20 protein-coding genes are annotated in these 20,661 nt (G+C 37.6%); 2 read left to right on the top strand and 18 right to left on the bottom strand.

Annotated features, from left to right (window positions below):
* Window positions 1-211: 211 nt before the first annotated feature.
* From dnaI to J7E63_RS08460, 12 genes are all read right to left on the bottom strand, one after another.
* Window positions 212-1,138 carry a primosomal protein DnaI gene (dnaI, locus tag J7E63_RS08515; protein WP_215011076.1) on the bottom strand — a complete coding sequence of 309 codons (927 nt, stop codon included), beginning with the start codon at window positions 1,136-1,138 and terminating at the stop codon, window positions 212-214.
* Between the two features lie 13 nt (window positions 1,139-1,151).
* Window positions 1,152-2,540: a replication initiation and membrane attachment family protein gene (locus tag J7E63_RS08510; RefSeq protein WP_215011074.1), complete on the bottom strand. Its 1,389-nt coding sequence runs from the start codon at window positions 2,538-2,540 to the stop codon at window positions 1,152-1,154.
* Between the two features lie 55 nt (window positions 2,541-2,595).
* Window positions 2,596-3,057, bottom strand: a complete 462-nt coding sequence (gene nrdR, locus J7E63_RS08505; RefSeq protein WP_026563356.1) for a transcriptional regulator NrdR — start codon at window positions 3,055-3,057, stop codon at window positions 2,596-2,598.
* Between the two features lie 90 nt (window positions 3,058-3,147).
* Window positions 3,148-3,543, bottom strand: coding sequence for a hypothetical protein (locus J7E63_RS08500; RefSeq protein ID WP_215001018.1), 396 nt, complete (start codon window positions 3,541-3,543; stop codon window positions 3,148-3,150).
* Window positions 3,544-3,653: 110 nt separating this feature from the next.
* Window positions 3,654-4,028: an adenosylmethionine decarboxylase gene (gene speD / locus J7E63_RS08495; RefSeq protein ID WP_088089215.1), complete on the bottom strand. Its 375-nt coding sequence runs from the start codon at window positions 4,026-4,028 to the stop codon at window positions 3,654-3,656.
* Window positions 4,029-4,371: 343 nt separating this feature from the next.
* Window positions 4,372-5,403, bottom strand: a complete 1,032-nt coding sequence (locus J7E63_RS08490; RefSeq protein WP_215011072.1) for a glyceraldehyde-3-phosphate dehydrogenase — start codon at window positions 5,401-5,403, stop codon at window positions 4,372-4,374.
* 165 nt (window positions 5,404-5,568) lie between these two features.
* Window positions 5,569-6,183: a dephospho-CoA kinase gene (gene coaE, locus J7E63_RS08485; protein ID WP_215011070.1), complete on the bottom strand. Its 615-nt coding sequence runs from the start codon at window positions 6,181-6,183 to the stop codon at window positions 5,569-5,571.
* A 19-nt stretch (window positions 6,184-6,202) separates the two neighbouring features.
* The gene (gene ytaF / locus J7E63_RS08480) at window positions 6,203-6,838 is read right to left on the bottom strand and encodes a sporulation membrane protein YtaF (RefSeq protein WP_215001023.1); all 636 of its coding nucleotides are present in this window, start codon (window positions 6,836-6,838) and stop codon (window positions 6,203-6,205) included.
* A gap of 104 nt (window positions 6,839-6,942) precedes the next feature.
* Window positions 6,943-7,770: a DNA-formamidopyrimidine glycosylase gene (gene mutM, locus J7E63_RS08475; RefSeq protein ID WP_215011068.1), complete on the bottom strand. Its 828-nt coding sequence runs from the start codon at window positions 7,768-7,770 to the stop codon at window positions 6,943-6,945.
* 18 nt (window positions 7,771-7,788) lie between these two features.
* Window positions 7,789-10,425, bottom strand: a complete 2,637-nt coding sequence (polA, locus tag J7E63_RS08470) for a DNA polymerase I (RefSeq protein ID WP_215011065.1) — start codon at window positions 10,423-10,425, stop codon at window positions 7,789-7,791.
* A gap of 20 nt (window positions 10,426-10,445) precedes the next feature.
* Window positions 10,446-11,864, bottom strand: coding sequence for a two-component system histidine kinase PnpS (gene pnpS, locus J7E63_RS08465; protein WP_215011063.1), 1,419 nt, complete (start codon window positions 11,862-11,864; stop codon window positions 10,446-10,448).
* A complete protein-coding gene (locus J7E63_RS08460; protein ID WP_215011061.1) occupies window positions 11,861-12,577 on the bottom strand; it encodes a response regulator transcription factor in 717 nt (238 codons plus the stop codon). Before J7E63_RS08460 ends, pnpS begins: the two co-directional genes overlap by 4 nt.
* 206 nt (window positions 12,578-12,783) lie before the next feature.
* Here J7E63_RS08460 and J7E63_RS08455 point away from each other — a divergent pair, with 206 nt between their 5' ends.
* On the top strand, window positions 12,784-13,695 hold the full coding sequence (locus J7E63_RS08455; RefSeq protein WP_215011059.1) for a nuclease-related domain-containing protein: 912 nt from the start codon (window positions 12,784-12,786) through the stop codon (window positions 13,693-13,695).
* 294 nt (window positions 13,696-13,989) lie between these two features.
* Here J7E63_RS08455 and J7E63_RS08450 read toward each other — a convergent pair whose 3' ends face one another.
* The 5 genes from J7E63_RS08450 to J7E63_RS08430 all read right to left on the bottom strand — a co-directional run bounded on the left by J7E63_RS08450 (window position 13,990) and on the right by J7E63_RS08430 (window position 18,868).
* Entirely contained in the window at window positions 13,990-14,466 is a 477-nt protein-coding gene (locus J7E63_RS08450) for a MaoC/PaaZ C-terminal domain-containing protein (RefSeq protein WP_215011057.1), read from the bottom strand.
* Window positions 14,467-14,556: 90 nt separating this feature from the next.
* Complete coding sequence (gene mdh, locus J7E63_RS08445) at window positions 14,557-15,495, bottom strand: malate dehydrogenase (RefSeq protein ID WP_088089224.1); 939 nt, start codon at window positions 15,493-15,495, stop codon at window positions 14,557-14,559.
* 103 nt (window positions 15,496-15,598) lie between these two features.
* Entirely contained in the window at window positions 15,599-16,867 is a 1,269-nt protein-coding gene (gene icd / locus J7E63_RS08440; RefSeq protein ID WP_215011055.1) for an NADP-dependent isocitrate dehydrogenase, read from the bottom strand.
* Between the two features lie 137 nt (window positions 16,868-17,004).
* Window positions 17,005-18,123, bottom strand: coding sequence for a citrate synthase (gene citZ / locus J7E63_RS08435; protein ID WP_215011053.1), 1,119 nt, complete (start codon window positions 18,121-18,123; stop codon window positions 17,005-17,007).
* A gap of 283 nt (window positions 18,124-18,406) precedes the next feature.
* Entirely contained in the window at window positions 18,407-18,868 is a 462-nt protein-coding gene (locus J7E63_RS08430) for a DUF441 domain-containing protein (protein ID WP_215011051.1), read from the bottom strand.
* A gap of 219 nt (window positions 18,869-19,087) precedes the next feature.
* Between J7E63_RS08430 and ytvI the strand changes: the two genes are divergently transcribed.
* Entirely contained in the window at window positions 19,088-20,203 is a 1,116-nt protein-coding gene (gene ytvI / locus J7E63_RS08425) for a sporulation integral membrane protein YtvI (protein ID WP_215011049.1), read from the top strand.
* Window positions 20,204-20,249: 46 nt separating this feature from the next.
* Here ytvI and J7E63_RS08420 read toward each other — a convergent pair whose 3' ends face one another.
* Window positions 20,250-20,636, bottom strand: coding sequence for an FxsA family protein (locus J7E63_RS08420; RefSeq protein WP_214731903.1), 387 nt, complete (start codon window positions 20,634-20,636; stop codon window positions 20,250-20,252).
* Window positions 20,637-20,661: the final 25 nt, after the last annotated feature.

Genomic DNA, 20,661 nt, shown 5'->3' with positions numbered 1-20,661 from the left:
AAAATAGAAGTTAGCTGACAGTTGCTTTTGTTATTTACAGAAAAAAATATAAAGAAAACTCGACGATTGGCGAGCCGTTAGGCGAAGACAGAGTCGTAGTTGCACTTATGCGAAATAAGAAAGTATGAACTTTCGCACCGAAAGTTTATACTTTCTTATTAGCAAAAAAAAGACTGCTGACCTGTTTCAGCAATCCGGAAAACCCGTTTTATTACCGTCTGTTTGGACCATCGACCATCACTGGCACACTCAGGGAGCGAATTCTCTCCATAATTCGTCGTGCTTTCATCTTCTCTTCTTCGCCCCGCTGGCTGTAGGTTAAATGATGTTCCAGCTCCCCAAAATTAAAGTTTGAGGTGAAAAATGTCGGCAGGCTTTCAAGCATACGGAACTGCAAAATTGGACCTAAAACTTCATCCCTTGTCCAACTCGAGACAGCTTCTGCACCAATATCATCAAGCATTAGAATCGGTTCTCTTTTTAATGCTTCAATTTTTTCATTCAAAGTCGAATCCGCAATCGAGCTTTTCATTTCCCTTAATAGTTCAGGGACATAGACAATCATCGAAGAAATCTGTTTTTTTGCCAATTCATTGGCGATTGCCCCTAATAAATAGGACTTCCCGACACCGAATTTCCCGTAAAGATAGAGACCCTTTGGTTTTTTACCTGCCTCATAATTCATTAAAAAGGTTGCGGCCTTATCTCCTGCATCAAGCCTGCCTGAGTCTCCTTCAAAGTCTTCAAAGGTGGCCTTAAGTATGTCTCTTGGCACATATAGACTTTTGATTAGTTTTTCATTTTTCTTTTTTTCATCTGCCATGATTTTTTGAGGACAGCGTTTATAAACAACATCAATGGAGTTTCGGGATAATACCAAATCTGGGTGATATCCCTTCATGAAATTGATGCAGCTATCCAGACTTTCACATTTGTGGCATTCCTTGCTTTGGTTCGTATACTCGTACAGTTTACTCATGCTTTTATCAATCATAGATTGATCAATCTCATTTTGATGTTGTGCTAAAAAGGCTTGAATATCCGGATTTTCAAGGACTTGCCTGCGTTGTTGTTCGTATCGTTTTTGAAAGTTTTCATTAGAAGCTAATTTTTTCAATGTCCGATTGATTTTTTCCAATTTTGGTCACCCCCTATTTGCGAAACGCTTTTAACTTTTCTTCAATTGCACGCTTTTTCGCTTCAACTTCACTGTTATTTCCTTGCGCGGGATCTTTGCCCGCATCTTTCGTACTTTCATCAAACCAGTCAGGAATTAACTCTGTCCGAATTGGTTTTTTATTAGTCGATCTTGTAGTTTTTTTGCTTTCTGTTACCTTGTGTTCCTCATTCTTCGCGAGCTCCATCGCTTCCTTCACCGTTTTCACTTGTTTCCTTGCCCAATGACTAGCGATTGACTCGACAAACCCCTTTGTAAATTTCATGTCCGTTTTTCTCATAACCACTTCAATTAGGACATTTACCACACCTGGGGGAAGTTTATATTTAATCATGATCTCTTCTAAGGTTTTCAAATTGGCATTCGAAGGTTCAACACCGCCCGAGATTTCTTTAAAAACGATGAGTGGCGGGGTCGTCTCATACGAGCGAATTAACTTTTCTTCCTGTGTTTTAGGTTCGGTTATTTGAGTTTGATGAACAATTGGTTGTGTTCGGTTAATAAGACTCGGAAGTTGATCGTAATTGACAAATTGATACCAATCACGAGCCCCCTTTCTCAAGTCCTCAATATCAATTTCTTCATGCTCGTTAATAGCACCCAAGATGAAATTTTTCATTTCGATTGCATCAATTTGGTACAGAAATGCAAGATTACTAATTACACTTTTTACTTTTGGTGTTAGCGCTTTTTTGGGAACAAGTGATTCATTCAGCCCTGCTGTTAACAAATCAAAATCAAACGTGTCCACACCAATTTGGATCGGACTCGGCTCATTTCGACCGATAAACTGTTGATTTTCTTCCTCTTGTAATTCTTCGGAAAGGGCTTGAATATATTGCATACTGCCAGGGGCTCCTGATGCAAACACGTCCTGAAAGGCTCTTGTAACATCTATATACTCGTCTTCACTGGGCTTTTGTTGATCACTAAAAAAGCGCTTCAGACGGGAGAAATGGTTTTTTCCAATTTTTCGATAAAGATAAATATTTAGCATCCCATCTAAAAAGAATTGCTCAGGACTTAAAGGTGGATGCAGTTCATAGATGAAGGACCGTCCCCCTTCATCTGTTTTGACACGCGTCTTTAATAAACCAATTCCTTCTAGCTTCAATCTGGCTTCGTAAATATCCTTTAAGTTCATCTCTAAGAGATTCATCAATAAATGATGAGTGGAAGACTCAGACCAGAGCCGATTTTCCTCTAACTCCGCCCAGAGCGTCATATACAAACTAAAGCAAGTTGACCCAATCAAGGGCTGATATAAAAACGTCAGCACTTTACGGTCATACTCATGCAGCAGCCCATCAGCCGCAACTATATAACGGTCGATAGGGAGAATTTCCTGCCAATGCTGCGCCATATCACTCCAACCTTTCTTGTTATAAAATCAAAAAGAGCCAAAAACTCTTTAGCTCTTAAGATTTTTCTTTTTTGATTAATTCTTTTAATTCATCAATAAAAACATTAATATCTTTAAACTGACGGTAAACGGATGCAAACCGAACATAGGCGACTTCGTCCACATGTGCCAGCCTGTCCATGACCATTTCACCGATTGCTTCACTTTTTATTTCAGAAATACCCTGACTCCGCAAATCCTTTTCAACACCATGCGTTATATCTTCTAATTCCTTTAAGGCTACCGGCCGCTTCTCACATGCCTTAATCAAGCCACGTAATATTTTATCACGGCTAAACTCTTCTCGGGTCCCTTCTTTCTTGACTACAATCAGCGGGATCTCTTCAATCTTCTCAAACGTAGTAAAACGATACCCACATTCTTCACATTCGCGTCGTCTCCGTGTTGCTCGACCTTCATCAACTGGGCGAGAGTCGAGGACGCGTGTACCATAATTTTGACAAGATGGGCATTTCATTGTAATCAACTCCAAATCTACACTTTACTCCCGAACAAAAACGCTTACTTTCATCTTATAAAAAAGACTATCTTTATACAAGTAGTAGTACTAGGAGTTTTTTATTCCTATAAAGGTATGTAATTGATTAATCCGCTCGTAGTAAGAATTAATCCGCTTTTTTAAATCGGGATAGGTGCCGAGTAAGGAAAATTTTTCAGATGAAATATTAAAGTCTACCGCTGTTTCCATTGGCTTTACTCCCACAATTGTAACAATTAGAAAGCAGGGGATGGGTTTACTGATTTCAACAGCAATTTCTCCATGTTCTTTAGAAACCGTGGTGACCCGGCAATCAGCATCTTCATGGAATAACTTTTCAACAGATGCAAATAATTGATTAAACATCGCCTTATAATAATGCGTTTTTAAGGAATCATCCTTAATCTGATCTGAAGTCTCAATTTGCTTTTTAAAACGAACAAATAGGTTACCTAACATAGCCATACTATTCCTCCCATGATGTAGCTTTGTTCTTATTGTACAACATTAGTCTAGAAAATATAAAAAGAGGTGTATGTATAAATACACCTCTACGTTAATTATTTTTATAGTGATTATAAAACCTTTGCCTGTTTAACATGAACAGGACCCATGCCACGCGGAATTTCAATATTTTCACGTGTTTGTGCATTTAATGCCTCAGCAATATAATCGGCCGCAACATTAGGATTCAAATCTCCGCAAGTGTATACATCTATGCTGGCATATCCATGTTCGGGGAAGCTGTGAATGGTAAGATGTGATTCAGAAATAATAACCACACCACTTACACCTTGTGGGGCAAATTTATGAAATGCTACTTCACGGATTTCCGCACCTGATCTAAGAGCTGCTTCAACAAAAGTTGTTTCAATAAAATTCATATCATTTAATTTTTCAAAGTCGCATCCCCAAAGCTCAGAGATTACGTGACGTCCCATTGTTTCCATATTCATTTTTCCCCCTCTAACCTTTTATGTTCTTTCTTGAAATCCTGTTATTGACGGTATCCGAGTAACTACCACGGGGGAAAGTTAGTCCAGAGAGGTCCTAACCCTTTAAGTAATTAATAGCTACCTAATTTCAAGAAGTTCACGATGACTAGTATACTTTGTTTATATTTTTTTTGCAACCTATCAATATAAAAAACTTTATATGTTTATTTTGTAACAAGGTTAACGGGCGTGTTCCATTTTTCATTCAATAATAACACACTAAATCAAAGCTATTTTATGCAAAAAACACCCAAATGGCTCAAGCAAGGCAAAAAAAATGCTGTCTATCGACAGCATTTTATCCGACCTTTATTTGTGATGATTTTGCTATTTCCTCTGCAACATACATGGTGAGATCCACGACACGTGAAGAATACCCCCACTCATTATCATACCATGCTAAAACCTTTACTTTTCTTGTTCCCATCACCATTGTGGAAAGACCATCAATGATGGCAGAATGTTCATTGGTATTAAAGTCAACGGATACTAATGGTTCCATCGTCAAATCCAAAATGCCTTTTAATGGGCCATTTGCCGCTTCAATAAATGCGTTATTGACATCATCAAGGGTCACATCTTGATTAAGATCAACTACTAAGTCAACAAGTGAAACGTTTGGTGTTGGCACACGAAGTGACATCCCATGTAATTTACCTTTTAAGTGCGGTAACACAAGTGAAATTGCCTTGGCCGCTCCTGTTGTTGTTGGAATGATAGATTGTCCACATGCACGAGCCCTTCGTAAATCTTTATGAGGGTTATCGATATTTTTTTGATCATTTGTATAGGCATGAATCGTTGTCATTAATCCGCTTTCAATGCCAAATTTTTCATCTAACACCTTTGCAACAGGTGCAAGGCAGTTGGTGGTACATGATGCATTTGAGATAATGTCATGATGACCGATATCAAGCATTTCTTCATTAACACCCATTACAATTGTAACATCCTCATTTTTCCCTGGTGCAGTTAAGATCACTTTCCTGGCTCCTGCTTCTAAGTGCAGTGCCGCCGCTTCACGAGCATTAAACTTTCCTGTCGCCTCTATAACAATATCAATACCAAACTCTCTCCAGGGAAGCTCCTCTGGATTACGACTGCTTAATAGTTTAATTCTTTTGCCATTGACGATTAACTCATCATCTAATGGGATAACTTCTCCCTGAAATGGTCCATGATTTGTATCATATTTAAGTAAATGTGCTAATGTTTCCGCTGGATAACTTGCATTTATGGCAACAACCTCAAGCTTATTTTCAAGGATCGCTTTTCTAAAAACCATCCTGCCAATTCTCCCAAATCCGTTTATTGCAACTCTCGTCTTCATTTTACATCCCCTTTTTGTATTAATGTCATACTTAATACTTATATCTTGTAATTAGTATAACATATTTAGGTTTAATTGTGATGAATAATCTGCGGATTTTTAAAATGTTTTACAATTCAGGCAACTTAGAAACAGAAAAAAAGAGAAGGTTGCCCTTCTCTCCCATTACTTAAGATTATTTATATCGATGCCAAACTGGGCTAAAATTTCAAGAAGTTGTTTTTTTGTATCTGCGATCGAACCATTATTATCAATTACAGCATCTGCGAGCTTTATTTTTTCAGACAGGGACATCTGAGAACGAATCCTTGCTTCGGCATCCTCAACTGATAGATTATTTCTCTCGATTAATCTTTTTAATTGTGTTTCATCGTCAACATAAACAAGTAACGTTTTATCCACCATATACGTAAGTTTACTTTCAAATAATAAAGGGATATCAAGAACAACCACTTCTTCACTGTTTTTTATTGCCTGATCGACTTGGTCCCTCATTCTTTTTCTAACCTCAGGGTGTACGATTTCGTTTAAAATTTGCCGTTTTTCAGCGTGATGGAAAATAATTGCGCCAAGCTTTTGCCTGTCAATTTCACCATCTTCCAATAAAATATCACGGCCAAACTCTTCAATAATCTTAAAATAAGCGGATTCACCTTTCATTACCGCTAGGCGTGATTCTATATCAGCATCGACTACAGTGACATCCATTTCTTTGAAAAAGTTTGAGACTGTGCTTTTTCCACTGGCGATTCCGCCTGTTAAACCGATAACTAATGACATAGTCTTTTCCTTTCTAGATTCATAACTTCCATATTCCAATTATGATTAATAAAATCCCTGGCAAAAACGTGAACTTTTGGATCCAATCAAACTTATGAAAAAAAGTTCCGCTTTTTATCCCTAATAGAACAAATAACGAGCTCATAATCGCGACTGTAAATGCTAAATAAAAGGGAGAGAAACCAAGCATCGCTGCACCAATCCCGGCTCCAAAGGCATCCAGTGACAAGGCAAAGCCTAACATTAAAGCTTCGATCCCCGTAATCGTACCCGATTGGTCAAAGTCAGCCGACATCGGCTTTTTCAAGATGTTGATGGCTAATCCTAGGGATTTAATTTCAAAATTTACGATTGTTTTTTCATGTTCTAGTACGTCTTTTTCTTTTTCTGGTTTGAAAAATTGAAACAAAACCCATGCACCAAGAGCAATTAGAATGATTCCCCCTAGGCTTGCCGTAATACTTGGAGATAGAACTTTTTCAAGTCCATGCCCAATTGACACGGCAATCATTAAAGAAATAGCCGAGCAACTTGCAATAATAATCACTGATCGGATCGGCATGACCATTTTCCTTAGTCCATAGGTAAAACCCACGCTAAAGCTATCAAGGCTGAGAGCAAAAGCAAGTATGAGAAGTGAGAACAACTGAACCATGATGTCTAGGGCTCCTTCCTCCAAAATCATTACGATAGTATATGGCAGGAGCCTATCAAAGGTTAATATTATTCAATTCTCACTTTTTTTACTTTTTTTCCCACTTATATCTTTTGGCAATGCGGGCAGTAATGGGTCCCTCTGCCCCCTACGGTCGTTTTTTCTAAAGGTGTTCCACATCGTTTACACTCTTCCCCTTTACGACCATAAGCGTATAGTTCAAGCTGAAACATACCTATTTCCCCTTGGGAGTTAACATATGAGCGGATCGTACTTCCGCCCTTTTTGACGGCTTCGCTTAAGGTCGCAACAATTTCACGGTGAAGAAGGGCAAGTTCATTTTTATTTAATGTGTTAGCAATACGTTCTGGGTGTATACCTGCCCGAAAAAGTGCCTCATCCACATAGATATTACCGAGCCCCACAAAAAATTTTTGGTCCAATAGGGCTGTTTTAATTTTTCGATTCGTTTTTTCAACCTTCTTAGTCAAGTACTCTACCGTAAATTCCTCTGAAAAAGGTTCAGGACCAAGCCCTATGAGCGGTTCCGTTAAGAATTCGTCCCCTTTTTTGTATAAGTGCATCGTTCCAAATTTCCGAACGTCCCTATACCTTAATTCTGTTCCATCTGTAAAGTGAAAGAGTACATGTGTATGTTTATCATAGGGTTCTTCCTTAGGATAAAGCCCGTACTTCCCTTCCATTCTCAAATGCGATACTAACGCGAAATGATCCGTATAAATGATTAAAAATTTCCCTCTTCTGCCTACATCAACAATGGTCTCCCCTGCTAAAGCATCGACAAATTGTTCCACTTCAAGTGGGCTTTTAATGATTTTTGGCCAAAAGACGGAGATATCTTTGATGGTTTTATTGACAACTAATTTTTTTAACGTTTTCCTTACGGTTTCTACTTCTGGAAGCTCCGGCATTGCTGAGGGGTCCCCCTTTTATTTGGCGTCAAACCATGTTGGTCCATAGGCATAGTCAACTTTCAACGGCACCTTCAATTCGAGGGCATTTTCCATCACGTCTGGGACTAACTTCTTTAAAATTTCCAATTCGTCCTCAGGTGCTTCAAATATCAATTCATCGTGCACTTGAAGTAAGAGGCGCGTCTTTAAACCCTTGTCCTTTAAAGCATCGTCCATATCAATCATTGCTTTTTTTATGATATCAGCGGCACTGCCCTGAATTGGAGTATTCATGGCTGTCCTTTCTGCAAAGCTTCTGATGTTAAAATTACGAGCTGTAATTTCAGGAAGGTATCTTCTTCGCTGCATCAAAGTGGAGACATAGCCTTTTTGTTTTGCCGAGTGAATAATATCATCCATGTATTCTTTGACACCTGGATAGGTATCTAGATAACGATTAATGAATTGACCAGCTTCTTTCCTTGTAATTCCTAAGGATTGGGACAGACCATAATCACTGATTCCATAAACAATTCCAAAGTTAACAGCCTTGGCCTGACGCCTCATATTGGAAGTTACCTCATCCTTATTGACATGAAAAACTTCCATTGCTGTTTTTGTATGAATATCCATATCCTCTTTGAAGGCCTGAATCAGCTTTTCATCACCAGCAATATCAGCAAGAACACGCAGTTCGATCTGCGAATAGTCGGCTGCAAAAATGATCCAGCCTTCCTCTGATGGAACAAAGGCTTGGCGGATTTTACGTCCCTCTTCAAGGCGAATCGGTATATTTTGCAAATTAGGATCAATTGAACTTAATCTGCCAGTCGCAGTTAAAGTTTGTTGATACCTGGTATGGACTTTTCCCGTTTTAGGATTAATAACCTTTAGTAATCCTTCTATATAGGTGGATTGAAGCTTACCTAATTGTCTGTATAGAAGAATATGCTCGATGATTTCATGGTCTTCTGCTAATTTTTCCAATACATCTGCTGAAGTTGAATGACCTGTTTTCGTTTTCTTAAACGAAGGAAGGTTTAATTTTTCAAATAAAATTACACCAAGTTGTTTCGGTGAGTTGATATTAAACTTTTCACCTGCTAATTCACAAATCTTCTCTTCAATCTCGACGAGTCTATCATTTAGCTCCTTACCCATTGTCTGAAGGCGTTCCTGTTCCACCTTGATCCCGCACGATTCCATATCAGCCAAAATCAGCGATAAAGGCATTTCAAGCTCAGTAAATAATTCATATTGTTCATTTTTTCTTAATTCATCTTCTAGTTTTTCTTTAATATCAGACATTGCAAGGCTTTTCCGGACTAGATGTTCTGCGAGCTTAGACACTTCAGGGACCTTTCGTTTCGCCCCTTTCCCATAAAACGATTCATCAGATTGAATATTATGTAGATCGAATCTTTTCGTTATTGCAGCGAGGTCTTCAATGTTTTCTGAAGGATTTATGATATAGGAAGCCATTAGAATATCAAAATTGGCCCCTTTTAGATGAATATCATGTCTTCTTAATGAAACTTCAGATCGCTTGGCATCATAAACTGTTTTCTTTTTACTCTCATCTTCCGCCCATTTTTTAAAAGCTTCTGAATGTAATGCCAGGTCAGTTGGCAAGTAGAAATGTCCTATTTCATTGACAAGAGAGAAACCAATAATCTCTGCATAATGATAATTATCATCCAGCATTTCAACGTAAAAATAATTAGTGTCTGCAAACAGTTCTTCTGTTATTTCAGTTGGAATTTGGAAATCAATATCTTCAAGTTCCTGCTCTTCAATAGTGTCTGGACCTTCTCCAAGCTTGCCCAATAATGAATGAAAGCCCAATTCTTTAAATAAGGCTACTAATTTTTCGCGCGTAAAGCCTTCGTATGCGACGTTTTCTAAATCAACTTCGACAGGTGCTTGTCTTTCAATCGTAGCAAGTTCTTTACTCATTAATGCTTGGTTCTTAAATTCTTCTAGCTTCTCTTTCAGCTTATTCCCTGTTACTTGTTCAACTGAGTTTAATAAATTTTCGAGGGTTGAAAACTCCTTCAACAATTTGATCGCTGTCTTCTCACCTACCCCAGGAACACCAGGAATATTATCGGAAGGGTCCCCCATTAACCCTTTCATATCAATGATTTGTTCTGGTGTAAGTCCATATTTTTCGGCTACATGATCAGGGGTATATTCTTCAATATCCGTAATACCCTTTCGAGTAATTCCGACGGTTGTAGTGGCGGAAGAGAGTTGGGTTAAATCTTTGTCTCCTGAAATCACTTTTACTTCGTACCCATCCTTTTCTGCAGTTAATGAAAGGGTACCAATGATATCATCGGCCTCATAATTTTCAAGCTCATATCTGGAAATCCCATAAGCATCAAGAAGATCACGGATAAACGGAAATTGTTCGGATAGTTCGGGTGGGGTTTTTTGCCTTCCACCTTTATACTCACTAAAGGTTTTATGGCGAAAAGTAGTTTTTCCAGCATCAAATGCGACAAGTATATGTGTTGGCTTTTCATCTTCAAGAATTTTCATCAACATCATCGTAAAGCCATATACCGCATTCGTGTGGATTCCTTTATCGTTATTAAGCAGGGGTAATGCAAAAAATGCTCGGTAAGCAATACTATTACCGTCAATCAGGACAAGTTTCTTTTTTTCCATTTATATCCACCTTCCGAAAATCATATCGAATATTTATGTAGTTCAATAATAAAGTCGCTTCCTTCACCCAAATTACTTCTGACACTAATGTTACCATGATGCGCTTCTATTAAGTGTTTTACGATTGCTAATCCAAGGCCTGTCCCACCCGAGTTACGACTTCTGGCACGGTCCACACGGTAAAATCGTTCAAAAATACGTGGAATCTCTTCTTTACTAATTCCTACCCCTGAGTCTTTCACATGGATCCGTACGTTCTCACCATGTTCAAGAAGGATAATTTTTACTTCCCCTTCTTGCTGGGTATAGTTAATTGCGTTGCCGATTAAATTGATAAATACTTGTTTTAAACGGTCCGAATCGCCATTGATTAACACTTGATTTTGCTTGCTGTAAAGTTCAAGTTTGATATTCTTTGCTTCTGCTTTTCCTGTAAGAATCGTGATTACTTCTTTTAATAACATATACAAATCTATTTCTTGAATGTTTAATCTGAAGCCTTGCTGCTCTATTTTTGAAAGCTCTAACAGGTCTTGTATAAGTGTTTGCAGGCGATCACTCTCTTTTAAAATGATCGAAAGAAACGCTTCTAATGTTTCTTTATTGTTCATAGCACCGTCCAGCAATGTTTCAGTAAATCCTTTAATAGAAGTTACTGGGGTTTTTAATTCATGCGAAACATTGGCGACAAAATCCTTCCGCATTTGCTCGAGTTTTTTTATTTCGGTGATATCATGAAAAACAAGCAGTACCCCTTTCCAAACATTATTTGTTCCGATTATCGGGACACCATACACAACAAAATACCTTCGTTCGATCAAAAAAGGCACAAGTAATTGTTCACTAACCTTCTTTTCAGTCCGAAAAACCTCTGCTACTAAATGACAAATTTCTTCATATTCAATCACTTCATAGTAGAGTTTATTTAAATAATCACTTGGATTCACCTGAAAAATATCAATAAACCCTTTATTAATGAGATTAATGTAACCGCGACTGTCTATTAAGACTAATCCTGCTCCCATATTTTCAATTAAAGCACTTAACCGGTCCTGTTGCATTTCTTGTGCTTTAACAAGTTCTTGGAGGTTTTCGGCCAGCATATTGATCGATGACCCAAGCAAGCCGGTTTCATCCAATCGATCTACTTTTGTTCGTGCCCGGTAGTTTCCGTTTGCCAGTTCAATTGCTACATTTGTGGCAGCTTCAATTGGTTTTGTATACTTTGAGGTAATTCTAATGGATAGAAAAATAATAATTATTATTGCAATCCCTAGACAGATGGAAAGGACCCACAAGATTTCTACTTTAAAATGTTCATTTAGGGACTCTATGTAATAACTTTTAAAAAATTGGCCAAGCAATATTCCTAATCCAACTAAAACCGCCATAATTAATAAGATTAGTGTAATTAGCAGACCTTTTCGGTATTTGGTCATTCTCCTTTCGGCTCCTCCAATTTATAGCCCAGGCCACGTAATGTTTTGATATAGGCCGGCTTTTTTGTATCCACTTCAACTTTTTCTCTTAAATGTGATATATGTACATCCACAATTCTAGTATCCCCAGCAAAGTCATAATTCCAAACAGCACTAAGTAATTGATCACGCGTCAAGACGCGGCCTTTATTTTGCGCGAGATAAAGAAGTAATTCAAATTCCTTTAAGGTTAACTCCAAAAGTTGGTCGTTAAAATAAGCCTCATATTTTTCAGGATCGATTCTTAAACTAGCGATCACTAGTTGCCCCGTCTCTTTTTCACTTGCGTCAATTGCCTCCGTTTGGGCTTGTGTCCTCCTAAGAATTGCTTTCACGCGGGCGATCACTTCTCGTGGACTAAAGGGTTTAACCATATAATCATCTGCCCCAAGCTCTAAACCTAATATTTTATCAAGCTCATCATCTTTTGCAGTTAACATTAAAATTGGGGTCATTATACTCTTTTGACGGAGCTGCTTACATACTTCCATTCCATCCAACTTCGGTAACATGAGATCTAAAACAATGATATCAGGGTCTTGTGTCTCTGCAAGATGTTTCCCCTCTTCACCATCCATTGCTGTAATCACTTCATACCCGGCCTGCTCCAAATTATATTGAAGCAAAGTAACAATTGACTGTTCATCATCGACAACAAGTATTTTATTTTTCATAATATCCCCCACTAAATAAGTTACCTCCATTATAATAATAAACATTACATATAATCTAGTTTTACAAAACTTTAACATTCAAAAGAGTGTGCACATAGCCATCGTAATGAGTTTGAATTTTTTTTAAATAATTAACAAAATATCCATTTTTGGTGCCAAATTTCGCCATATTTTTTAATAAAATTAACTATGAAAGGGAGTGGAATATGGCGTACAAACCACGTTTTGAAACAGGAGAATTATTAATCCTAAGAATTTTGAATAAACGAATGAATTTAACAACCGAGGAGCAGTTGCATTATAAAAACAAGGAAAAAGGCTTTGAAGGTGAAGTTCAGTTTGATTTATTAACAGAGAAACTTCAATGTGAGTGCTTTATTTTAAACGATCTGCTGCTTGAGGTTAACAATTCTAAATTCCAAATTGATACCACTATTATATTTCAAGAAACGATTTACCCTTTTGAGGTAAAAAATTATGAAAGCGACTTCATTTTCAAACTTGACAGGCTTGAGAGGATTTCCGGTAAAGATTATAAAAATCCACTAGACCAATTGAAACGCACCAAATTCATGCTCCGCCAGTTACTGCAAAATCTAGGATATAATATCCCCATTGAGGGAACCGTTGTGTTTATTAACCCCGAGTTTACATTATATCAAGCACCCCTGAACGAACCCATTGTTTATCATTCACAACTAAATCGATTCATGAAAAAATTAGATATGCAGACCTCCAAACTAACTAGTCGGCATAATAAGCTCGCTGACAAGCTTATTTCCTTACATCAAGTTGAATCACCTTATAGGAGGCTACCACCATATAAGTATGAGCATCTAAGAATGGGGTTTACTTGTGCGAAATGTAATTCATTTTCACTTTTTGTAAATGGAAATCATTTAGCGTGTAACCAATGTGGGCTCCAAGAAGGGATAGAGTCGGCTGTTTTGCGCAGCGTGGAGGAAATTAAACTACTATTTCCGGAAATGAAGATTACCACCAATTGTGTTTATGATTGGTGTGGGGAGGTTGTTTCTAAAAAGAAAATCAATAGAATATTAACAAAATATTATAAAAGAATGGGGCAAGGGAGGTTTTCTTACTATGTAGATAATTGAATGTAAGCGAAAGACCCACTAGTTTTTCTTTAGGGTTATGTTTTTTTAATTAATGACAACTCATGAGGACAACTTTAACTCTTCTCTTACATTTTTTGTCCTCATGAACCCCTCATGAGGACAATTTTAGCTCTTACCAAACATTTTTTGTCCTCATGAACTCCTCATGAGGACAACTTTAGCTCTTTCCAAACATTTTTTGTCCTCATGGACCACTATTGAACACAGATATTACTTAGTGATCCAGTTTTCCAGCATCATTTCAGTAAAAATACTGGAACCTTATCAATTTTATTAAAAATTATCCAACGTCTTCCCATGTATTTCCTCCAAACGATGTGGAGGACAAACTTTAACCCTTCCCAGTATGACAGTTTCATTTTTTTCATTCATTCCAATGACACTGATCACTATGGTATGCTCATCTCTTACAACCTCAATCACTTCAAACAAAAACTCGACGGTTCCATAATGATATACCGGCTTAGGAAACTCAATATCTTGGCTTAAGATATGGCTCCCAGGACCGGGTAAATATTTTGAGATGGCAGAGGTTATCATTCCCGTAAGCATAATACTAGGAACGATTGGTTTATCAAAAGGAGTCTGTGAAGCATAATCATGTTGAATATAGAGAGGGTTAGCATCGTCTGTTAAACCTAAATAAAGGAGGATATCCTTGTCTTCTATCTTTTCAGACATAGACAATTTTTCACCGACAGTAATTTCTTCAATCCTTCTACCTAACTTTCTTTTTTTACCTAAAAGCATATAACTCCACCTCTGTTGTAAGCGATTTCATTTGAATGCAAAGAAATTCGGGGAAACCCTTGCAGCCCCGAATTTCTCTATTATAATTTTTTATGCTAACACTTGCATTACATTGCGAACGGATTCTGCTGATTTATCTAATGCAGCTTTTTCGTCAGCAGTTAACTCAAGCTCAATTACTTTTTCAATACCATTTGCACCAAGGATCGTTGGTACTCCGAGGTAAATGCCATCGTAACCAAATTCCCCTTCAAGATAAGCAATTGAAGGAATCACTCGACGTTGATCTTTAAGGATTGCTTCACACATTTCTACTAAAGAAGCTGCAGGCGCATAATAAGCACTTCCATTACCTAGAAGGTTTACAATTTCACCGCCGCCTTTTCTTGTGCGTTCTACAATTGCTTCTAGGCGGTCTTTAGGAATTAATGTTTCTAATGGAATACCACCAGCATAGGAGTAGCGTACAAGCGGAACCATGTCATCTCCATGTCCACCCAATACAAATCCCGTAATGTCTTTAACAGAAAGATTTAATTCTTGAGCAACAAATGTGCGGAAACGAGCACTATCTAGAACCCCGGATTGACCAATTACACGGTTTTTAGGGAATCCTGATTCTTTAAATACAGTATATGTCATTGCATCTACTGGGTTGGTTAGAACAAGAATCGTACAGTTTGGAGAATACTTTACAATCTCCTGTGTAACACTTCTCATTACCTTTTGGTTTGTCTGGACTAAATCATCGCGGCTCATTCCAGGTTTGCGGGCAATACCAGCAGTGATAACAACAATATCAGAATCACGAGTATCTTCATAATTTGAAGTACCTGTAATATTAGAATCAAAGCCTTGTACTGGACTCGCTTCAAGCATATCTAACGCTTTACCTTTTGTTGGGTTTTCCATTTGTGGGATATCAACTAGAACTACATCGCCAAGTTCCTTTTGTGCCAGTAAAAATGCAGTGGTTGCTCCTGTAAATCCGCCGCCGATAACAGATACCTTTTTACGTTTTAATGACATTTTAATTCTCCCCCTTGAACTTTTTAATGTTGCACTTAAATCTAGAAAAGGCAGAAGGGGCTATTTTTATTAACAGCCCGCATCTGCTCTTCACTTTCCATTCTTATTCCATGTTCTTAATTAGCTCGTCACCGAATTCAGAAGTTTTTACTTCAGTTGCTCCGTCCATTAAACGAGCAAAATCATAAGTTACAACTTTAGAAGCAATTGTTTTTTCAACAGATTTAATAACCATTGTAGCCGCTTCATTCCAGCCTAAGTGCTCAAGTAATAACACACCTGATAAAATGACAGAAGAAGGGTTTACTTTATCAAGTCCCGCATACTTAGGGGCAGTACCATGTGTTGCTTCAAAAATGGCATGTCCTGTTTCATAGTTGATGTTGGCGCCTGGTGCAATACCAATACCGCCTACTTGCGCTGCAAGTGCATCAGAAATGAAATCTCCGTTCAAGTTCATTGTTGCAACCACATCAAACTCACGTGGACGTGTAAGGATTTGCTGTAAGAAGATATCTGCAATAGCATCTTTTACGATGATTTTGCCTGAAGCTTCTGCATCAGCTTGAGCCTTATTAGCAGCTTCAGAACCTTGTTCCGCTTTAATGCGGTCATACTGTATCCATGTAAATACTTTATCGCCGAATTCCTTCTCAGCAAGCTCATAACCCCAGTTTTTAAACGCGCCCTCAGTGAATTTCATGATATTTCCTTTATGCACGAGTGTAACGGATTTACGGCCCTCTTTAATAGCATAATTGATCGCTGCACGTACTAGACGGCTTGTTCCTTCTTCCGAAACTGGTTTAATACCGATCCCTGAAGTTTCAGGGAATCTGATTTTCTTAACACCCATTTCGTTTTGTAGGAAGTCAATAACCTTTTTAACTGCTTCAGTACCTTTTTCATATTCAATACCCGCATAAATATCTTCAGTGTTTTCACGGAAAATAACCATATCCGTATCTTGTGGGCGCTTAACCGGAGAAGGAACACCTTCGAACCATCTAACTGGACGTAAGCAGACAAACAAATCTAATTCTTGTCTAAGAGCCACATTTAATGAACGAATTCCTCCGCCAACAGGAGTGGTTAATGGACCTTTAATGGCAATTAAATACTCTCTGATCACGTCAAGCGTTTCACTTGGAAGCCATTCACCTGTTTGGTTAAATGCCTTTTCTCCTGCTAAAACTTCTTTCCAAATCAATTTACGCTCGCCTTTATAGGCTTTTTCAACTGCTGCATTTAAAACTCGCTCGGAAGCTGCCCAAATATCTGGACCGATACCGTCACCTTCAATAAATGGGATGATTGGATTATTTGGTACATTTAATACTCCGTTTGTAACCGTGATTTTTTCGCCTGACATAGTTGATTCTCCCTCCTATTATGTAAAAGAAAACTAAAAAAAACATACACCCTTTGTCTTATCAAAGGTTAGAGAGGTTAGTCTCTAACCTTTTCATACATAACTATTAGACCAATTATTTTAACAAAAGTAAAATATTAACCTCGTTGCCCGATTGCAACATATTTTTGCTTTCCAGGACCAATATAATCTGCACGCGGTCGGATTAACCGGTTGTTCTCATATTGTTCAAGAATATGTGCAAGCCATCCTGATACCCTGCTGACAGCAAAAATTGGTGTCATTAAATCATGATCAATCCCTAAACTGTGATAAACAGAGGCTGAATAGAAATCCACGTTAGGTGGCAAATTCTTTTCACCTGTGACAATGCTTTCAATTTTTTCAGACATATCATACCATTGTGGTTCGCCCGTTAGTTCAGTTAACTTTTTAGACATTGCTCTTAAGTGCTTGGCACGTGGGTCACCTTGTCGATATACACGGTGGCCAAAGCCCATGATTTTTTCTTTCTTCTCAAGCTTACCACGGACGTATGGCTCTACATTTTCAAGAGTGCCAATTTCTTTTAGCATTTTCATTACCGCTTCATTTGCCCCACCGTGAAGTGGTCCTTTTAGGGCTCCGATTGCTGCAGTTACTCCAGAATAAACATCTGATAACGTAGCTACACAAACACGTGCTGTGAATGTAGATGCATTCAATTCATGATCCGCATGTAATACGAGCGCTTTATTTATTGCTTCTTCAGCAATTGGTTTTGGTTCCTTACCAGTTAACATGTATAAGAAATTTGCTGCAAAGCTTAATTCCTTTTTAGGAGGAATTGGCTCAAGTCCTTTTCTAACACGTGCAAATGTTGCAACAATGGCAGGCATTTTTGCTTGAAGGCGAATTGCTTTTCGGTAGTTTGACTCTGCGTCCATTAAATCAGCTTCTTCGTCATATAAACCTAAAAGGGAAACGGCTGAACGAAGGGCTGCCATTGGGTGGACCTTTTGGATTGGGTACATCTTAAAATGCTCAATTACTTCCTGTGGAAGTGCTGCATTCTCAGAAAGTTCTTTTTTCAATTCTGTTAACTGCTCTGCATTTGGCAGCTTTAAGTGCCATAATAAATAAATTACCTCTTCAAAACTAGCATTCACAGCTAGATCATCAATGTCATAGCCAACATATGTTAGCGTGTCATCAATAATTGAACTGATTGAGGAAGTTGTTGCCACTACCCCTTCTAAACCGCGTGTTACTGTCATAGTATATCTCTCCTTCACATTCTAAATTTCCCCATACCTTTTAAGTAAAAATTTTTTCCCTTTATTTCATCCTTTAAATTGACTGAGCGATTGCTCGGGTAAAAAGCAAATAGTTTAAATGAGATTCCTTTTAGAGGCATAAATTGGTTTACAATCAAGTCAGCATATCTATGTGGTTTATGTAAAAAAAGGATACGCTTACAAGCCTATTATAAACAATTATCAGATTTTTGTGAATGAAAAGGAACCGAAAAATGCAAAAAAATATTATTTTACAAAAAATCTAGGTAAAAAAGCTAAAAATTTTCATTGCTGTATAGGCAATTCCAGCTCCAATTAGAGGGCCAACTGCGACCCCTTTAAATATTGACACAGATAAAATAGTGCCAAGAACTAGTGCTGTTGTAATCTGTGGATCATCTGCTAGTAACTTAACCCCTCCTTTTGCCAGCATAGCGACAATCATGCCCGAGATCAGGGCAATCCAAGCATATGATGATTTAAATGCTCCTGTTAAATCTTTAAAACCAATTTCTCCACTTGCAATCGGGACTAATACCGCAATTGTAATAATTGTGACACCCCAATTAATACCTTTGGACTGAATAAATGAGAATGCCTTTGTATCCAGTCCTACTACCTTTAAGGTAATGAGTACTGCAATGGCAACCAGTAAGGAACTGTTTTTCGCAATAAAACCAATAACAAGCAATAACAGTAAAAATAAAAATGACTCATTTAGCATGTTCTCACCATCCCATATCCAAATTATCGTAACATAATATCAGCATAAGCATGAAATTAATGATTACAATAAGTTTCTGTTCTATCTACTTGCGAATTCTTCAAATAAAATGTTCGTAATATTTTTAATCCTATGATATTTATCTGGAAAAGTTATGCAGTTTATTTCATAAAATGTTAAACTAGAACTACCAAACATACATTTAAAGGAGGTTTGTCTTTGAATCTAAAGTACTTATACCGGACAATACGATTCTTAATTGTAATAGGTGCTATTGTTTTGGCGCTTTACTCTTTTTACTTTCTGTCAAAAGTGACCTATCCATTTTTAATTGGACTAATTATTGCGTTTATGATTAATCCACTTGTAGATATTTTTGAAAAAAAGGCTAGAATGCCTCGTGCATTAGCTGTTTTTATTGCACTTATTATTATTTTTGCCTTATTTGCAGGTTTAATTACACTACTAATAGCCGAGATTGTCTCTGGTGCAAATTACTTGTCTACGGTAGTCCCAGATCATCTAGATACGTTAATTGAATATATAGAGAAATATTTTACTGCTCAAATTCTTCCGATATATGATCAATTAACAAGTGTGTTTAATAAACTTGAATCAGGGCAGCAGGACACGATTATTGGTAATATACAGAATGTTGGGAGGAGAATTGGCTCAACCGTTGGCAATTTTATTCAGAACCTATTTGGTATTATCCCAAATATCATCGCTTGGCTTCCAAATGCTGCTACCGTTTTAATCTTTTCCTTATTGGCTACTTTTTTTATTAGTAAAGATTGGTACCGTTTATCGACATTGGGCGGCAGACTCTTACCTGAGAAAGCAAAAACAAGCAGCCGGTCAGTTTTTGTTGATTTAAAGAAGGCGCTGTTTGGTTTTATAAAAGCCCAATTAACACTAATATCGATTACCACAGTTATTATACTAATCGGCTTACTTATTCTTCGTGTTGATTACGCGATAACTATCGCTTTAGTAACCGGAATAGTGGATGTTATTCCTTACCTGGGTACGGGTGCTGTTTTTGTCCCATGGATTATTTATGTGGCGATTGGAGGCAATACGGGTCTTGCAATTGGCTTAGGGGTACTTTATATTGTTGTCATCGTTCAACGGCAAGTCATGGAGCCCAAAATCCTTTCTTCTAATATTGGACTTGATCCATTAGCCACACTGATTGCGTTATTTGTCGGTTTTAAATTGATTGGTCTTTTAGGATTAATTGTTGGCCCGGTCACCCTTGTCATTATTAGCACCTTGTATCGTGCTAATGTTTTTCATGATTTATGGGTTTTTATTAAAGGAAAAGAGGTTTGAGACTTCTTAATAAGAAAAGTCAGCCCCAATTGGATGCTGACTTTTCTTATTTTATGATTTTAATATTTCCTTTATTAATCCGTCTTCGCCACGCTTTGAGGATTAGAAATTTTATCGGCTTCCTGGTTGGAGGGAAAAGAAATAGGAATCCGGTAACATCAGTGATAAATCCTGGCGTTAATAAAAGTGTTCCGCCAATTAAGATACAAATTCCATCTAAAAGAGCTTCTCCTGGAATCTGACCGTAGCTTAGTTGTTCCTGCACCCTTCTGATTGTCTGGAGTCCCTCTCTTTTAGCTAAATAAGCCCCAATGATTCCTGTTAATAAAATTAGGGCTATGGTTGGCCAAACACCAATAGCTTTACCTGAAAAAAGTAAAACACCAATATCCATAGCAGGAATTACAATGATCAATAAAAATAAATAACGCATAGATTGTCCCCTTTCAAACGGCTTA

It is taken from the genome of Bacillus sp. ISL-75 (assembly GCF_018613095.1).
Note: the sequence above shows the minus strand (reverse complement) of the source record. Positions and strands in the feature narration are given on the sequence as shown.

Excerpts from the sequence above, each read along its gene's own strand:
- mutM (WP_215011068.1), bottom strand. The coding sequence starts at position 7,770 with ATGCCGGAGCTTCCAGAAGTAGAAACCGTAAGGAAAACGTTAAAAAAA.
- citZ (WP_215011053.1), bottom strand. The coding sequence starts at position 18,123 with ATGACAGTAACACGCGGTTTAGAAGGGGTAGTGGCAACAACTTCCTCA.
- ytaF (WP_215001023.1), bottom strand. The coding sequence starts at position 6,838 with ATGGTTCAGTTGTTCTCACTTCTCATACTTGCTTTTGCTCTCAGCCTT.
- J7E63_RS08510 (WP_215011074.1), bottom strand. The coding sequence starts at position 2,540 with ATGGCGCAGCATTGGCAGGAAATTCTCCCTATCGACCGTTATATAGTT.
- J7E63_RS08455 (WP_215011059.1), top strand. The coding sequence starts at position 12,784 with ATGGCGTACAAACCACGTTTTGAAACAGGAGAATTATTAATCCTAAGA.
- nrdR (WP_026563356.1), bottom strand. The coding sequence starts at position 3,057 with ATGAAATGCCCATCTTGTCAAAATTATGGTACACGCGTCCTCGACTCT.
- J7E63_RS08460 (WP_215011061.1), bottom strand. The coding sequence starts at position 12,577 with ATGAAAAATAAAATACTTGTTGTCGATGATGAACAGTCAATTGTTACT.
- icd (WP_215011055.1), bottom strand. The coding sequence starts at position 16,867 with ATGTCAGGCGAAAAAATCACGGTTACAAACGGAGTATTAAATGTACCA.
- J7E63_RS08430 (WP_215011051.1), bottom strand. The coding sequence starts at position 18,868 with ATGCTAAATGAGTCATTTTTATTTTTACTGTTATTGCTTGTTATTGGT.
- J7E63_RS08420 (WP_214731903.1), bottom strand. The coding sequence starts at position 20,636 with ATGCGTTATTTATTTTTATTGATCATTGTAATTCCTGCTATGGATATT.
- pnpS (WP_215011063.1), bottom strand. The coding sequence starts at position 11,864 with ATGACCAAATACCGAAAAGGTCTGCTAATTACACTAATCTTATTAATT.
- speD (WP_088089215.1), bottom strand. The coding sequence starts at position 4,028 with ATGGAAACAATGGGACGTCACGTAATCTCTGAGCTTTGGGGATGCGAC.
- J7E63_RS08490 (WP_215011072.1), bottom strand. The coding sequence starts at position 5,403 with ATGAAGACGAGAGTTGCAATAAACGGATTTGGGAGAATTGGCAGGATG.
- polA (WP_215011065.1), bottom strand. The coding sequence starts at position 10,425 with ATGGAAAAAAAGAAACTTGTCCTGATTGACGGTAATAGTATTGCTTAC.
- coaE (WP_215011070.1), bottom strand. The coding sequence starts at position 6,183 with ATGTCATTAGTTATCGGTTTAACAGGCGGAATCGCCAGTGGAAAAAGC.
- J7E63_RS08450 (WP_215011057.1), bottom strand. The coding sequence starts at position 14,466 with ATGCTTTTAGGTAAAAAAAGAAAGTTAGGTAGAAGGATTGAAGAAATT.
- mdh (WP_088089224.1), bottom strand. The coding sequence starts at position 15,495 with ATGTCATTAAAACGTAAAAAGGTATCTGTTATCGGCGGCGGATTTACA.
- J7E63_RS08500 (WP_215001018.1), bottom strand. The coding sequence starts at position 3,543 with ATGGCTATGTTAGGTAACCTATTTGTTCGTTTTAAAAAGCAAATTGAG.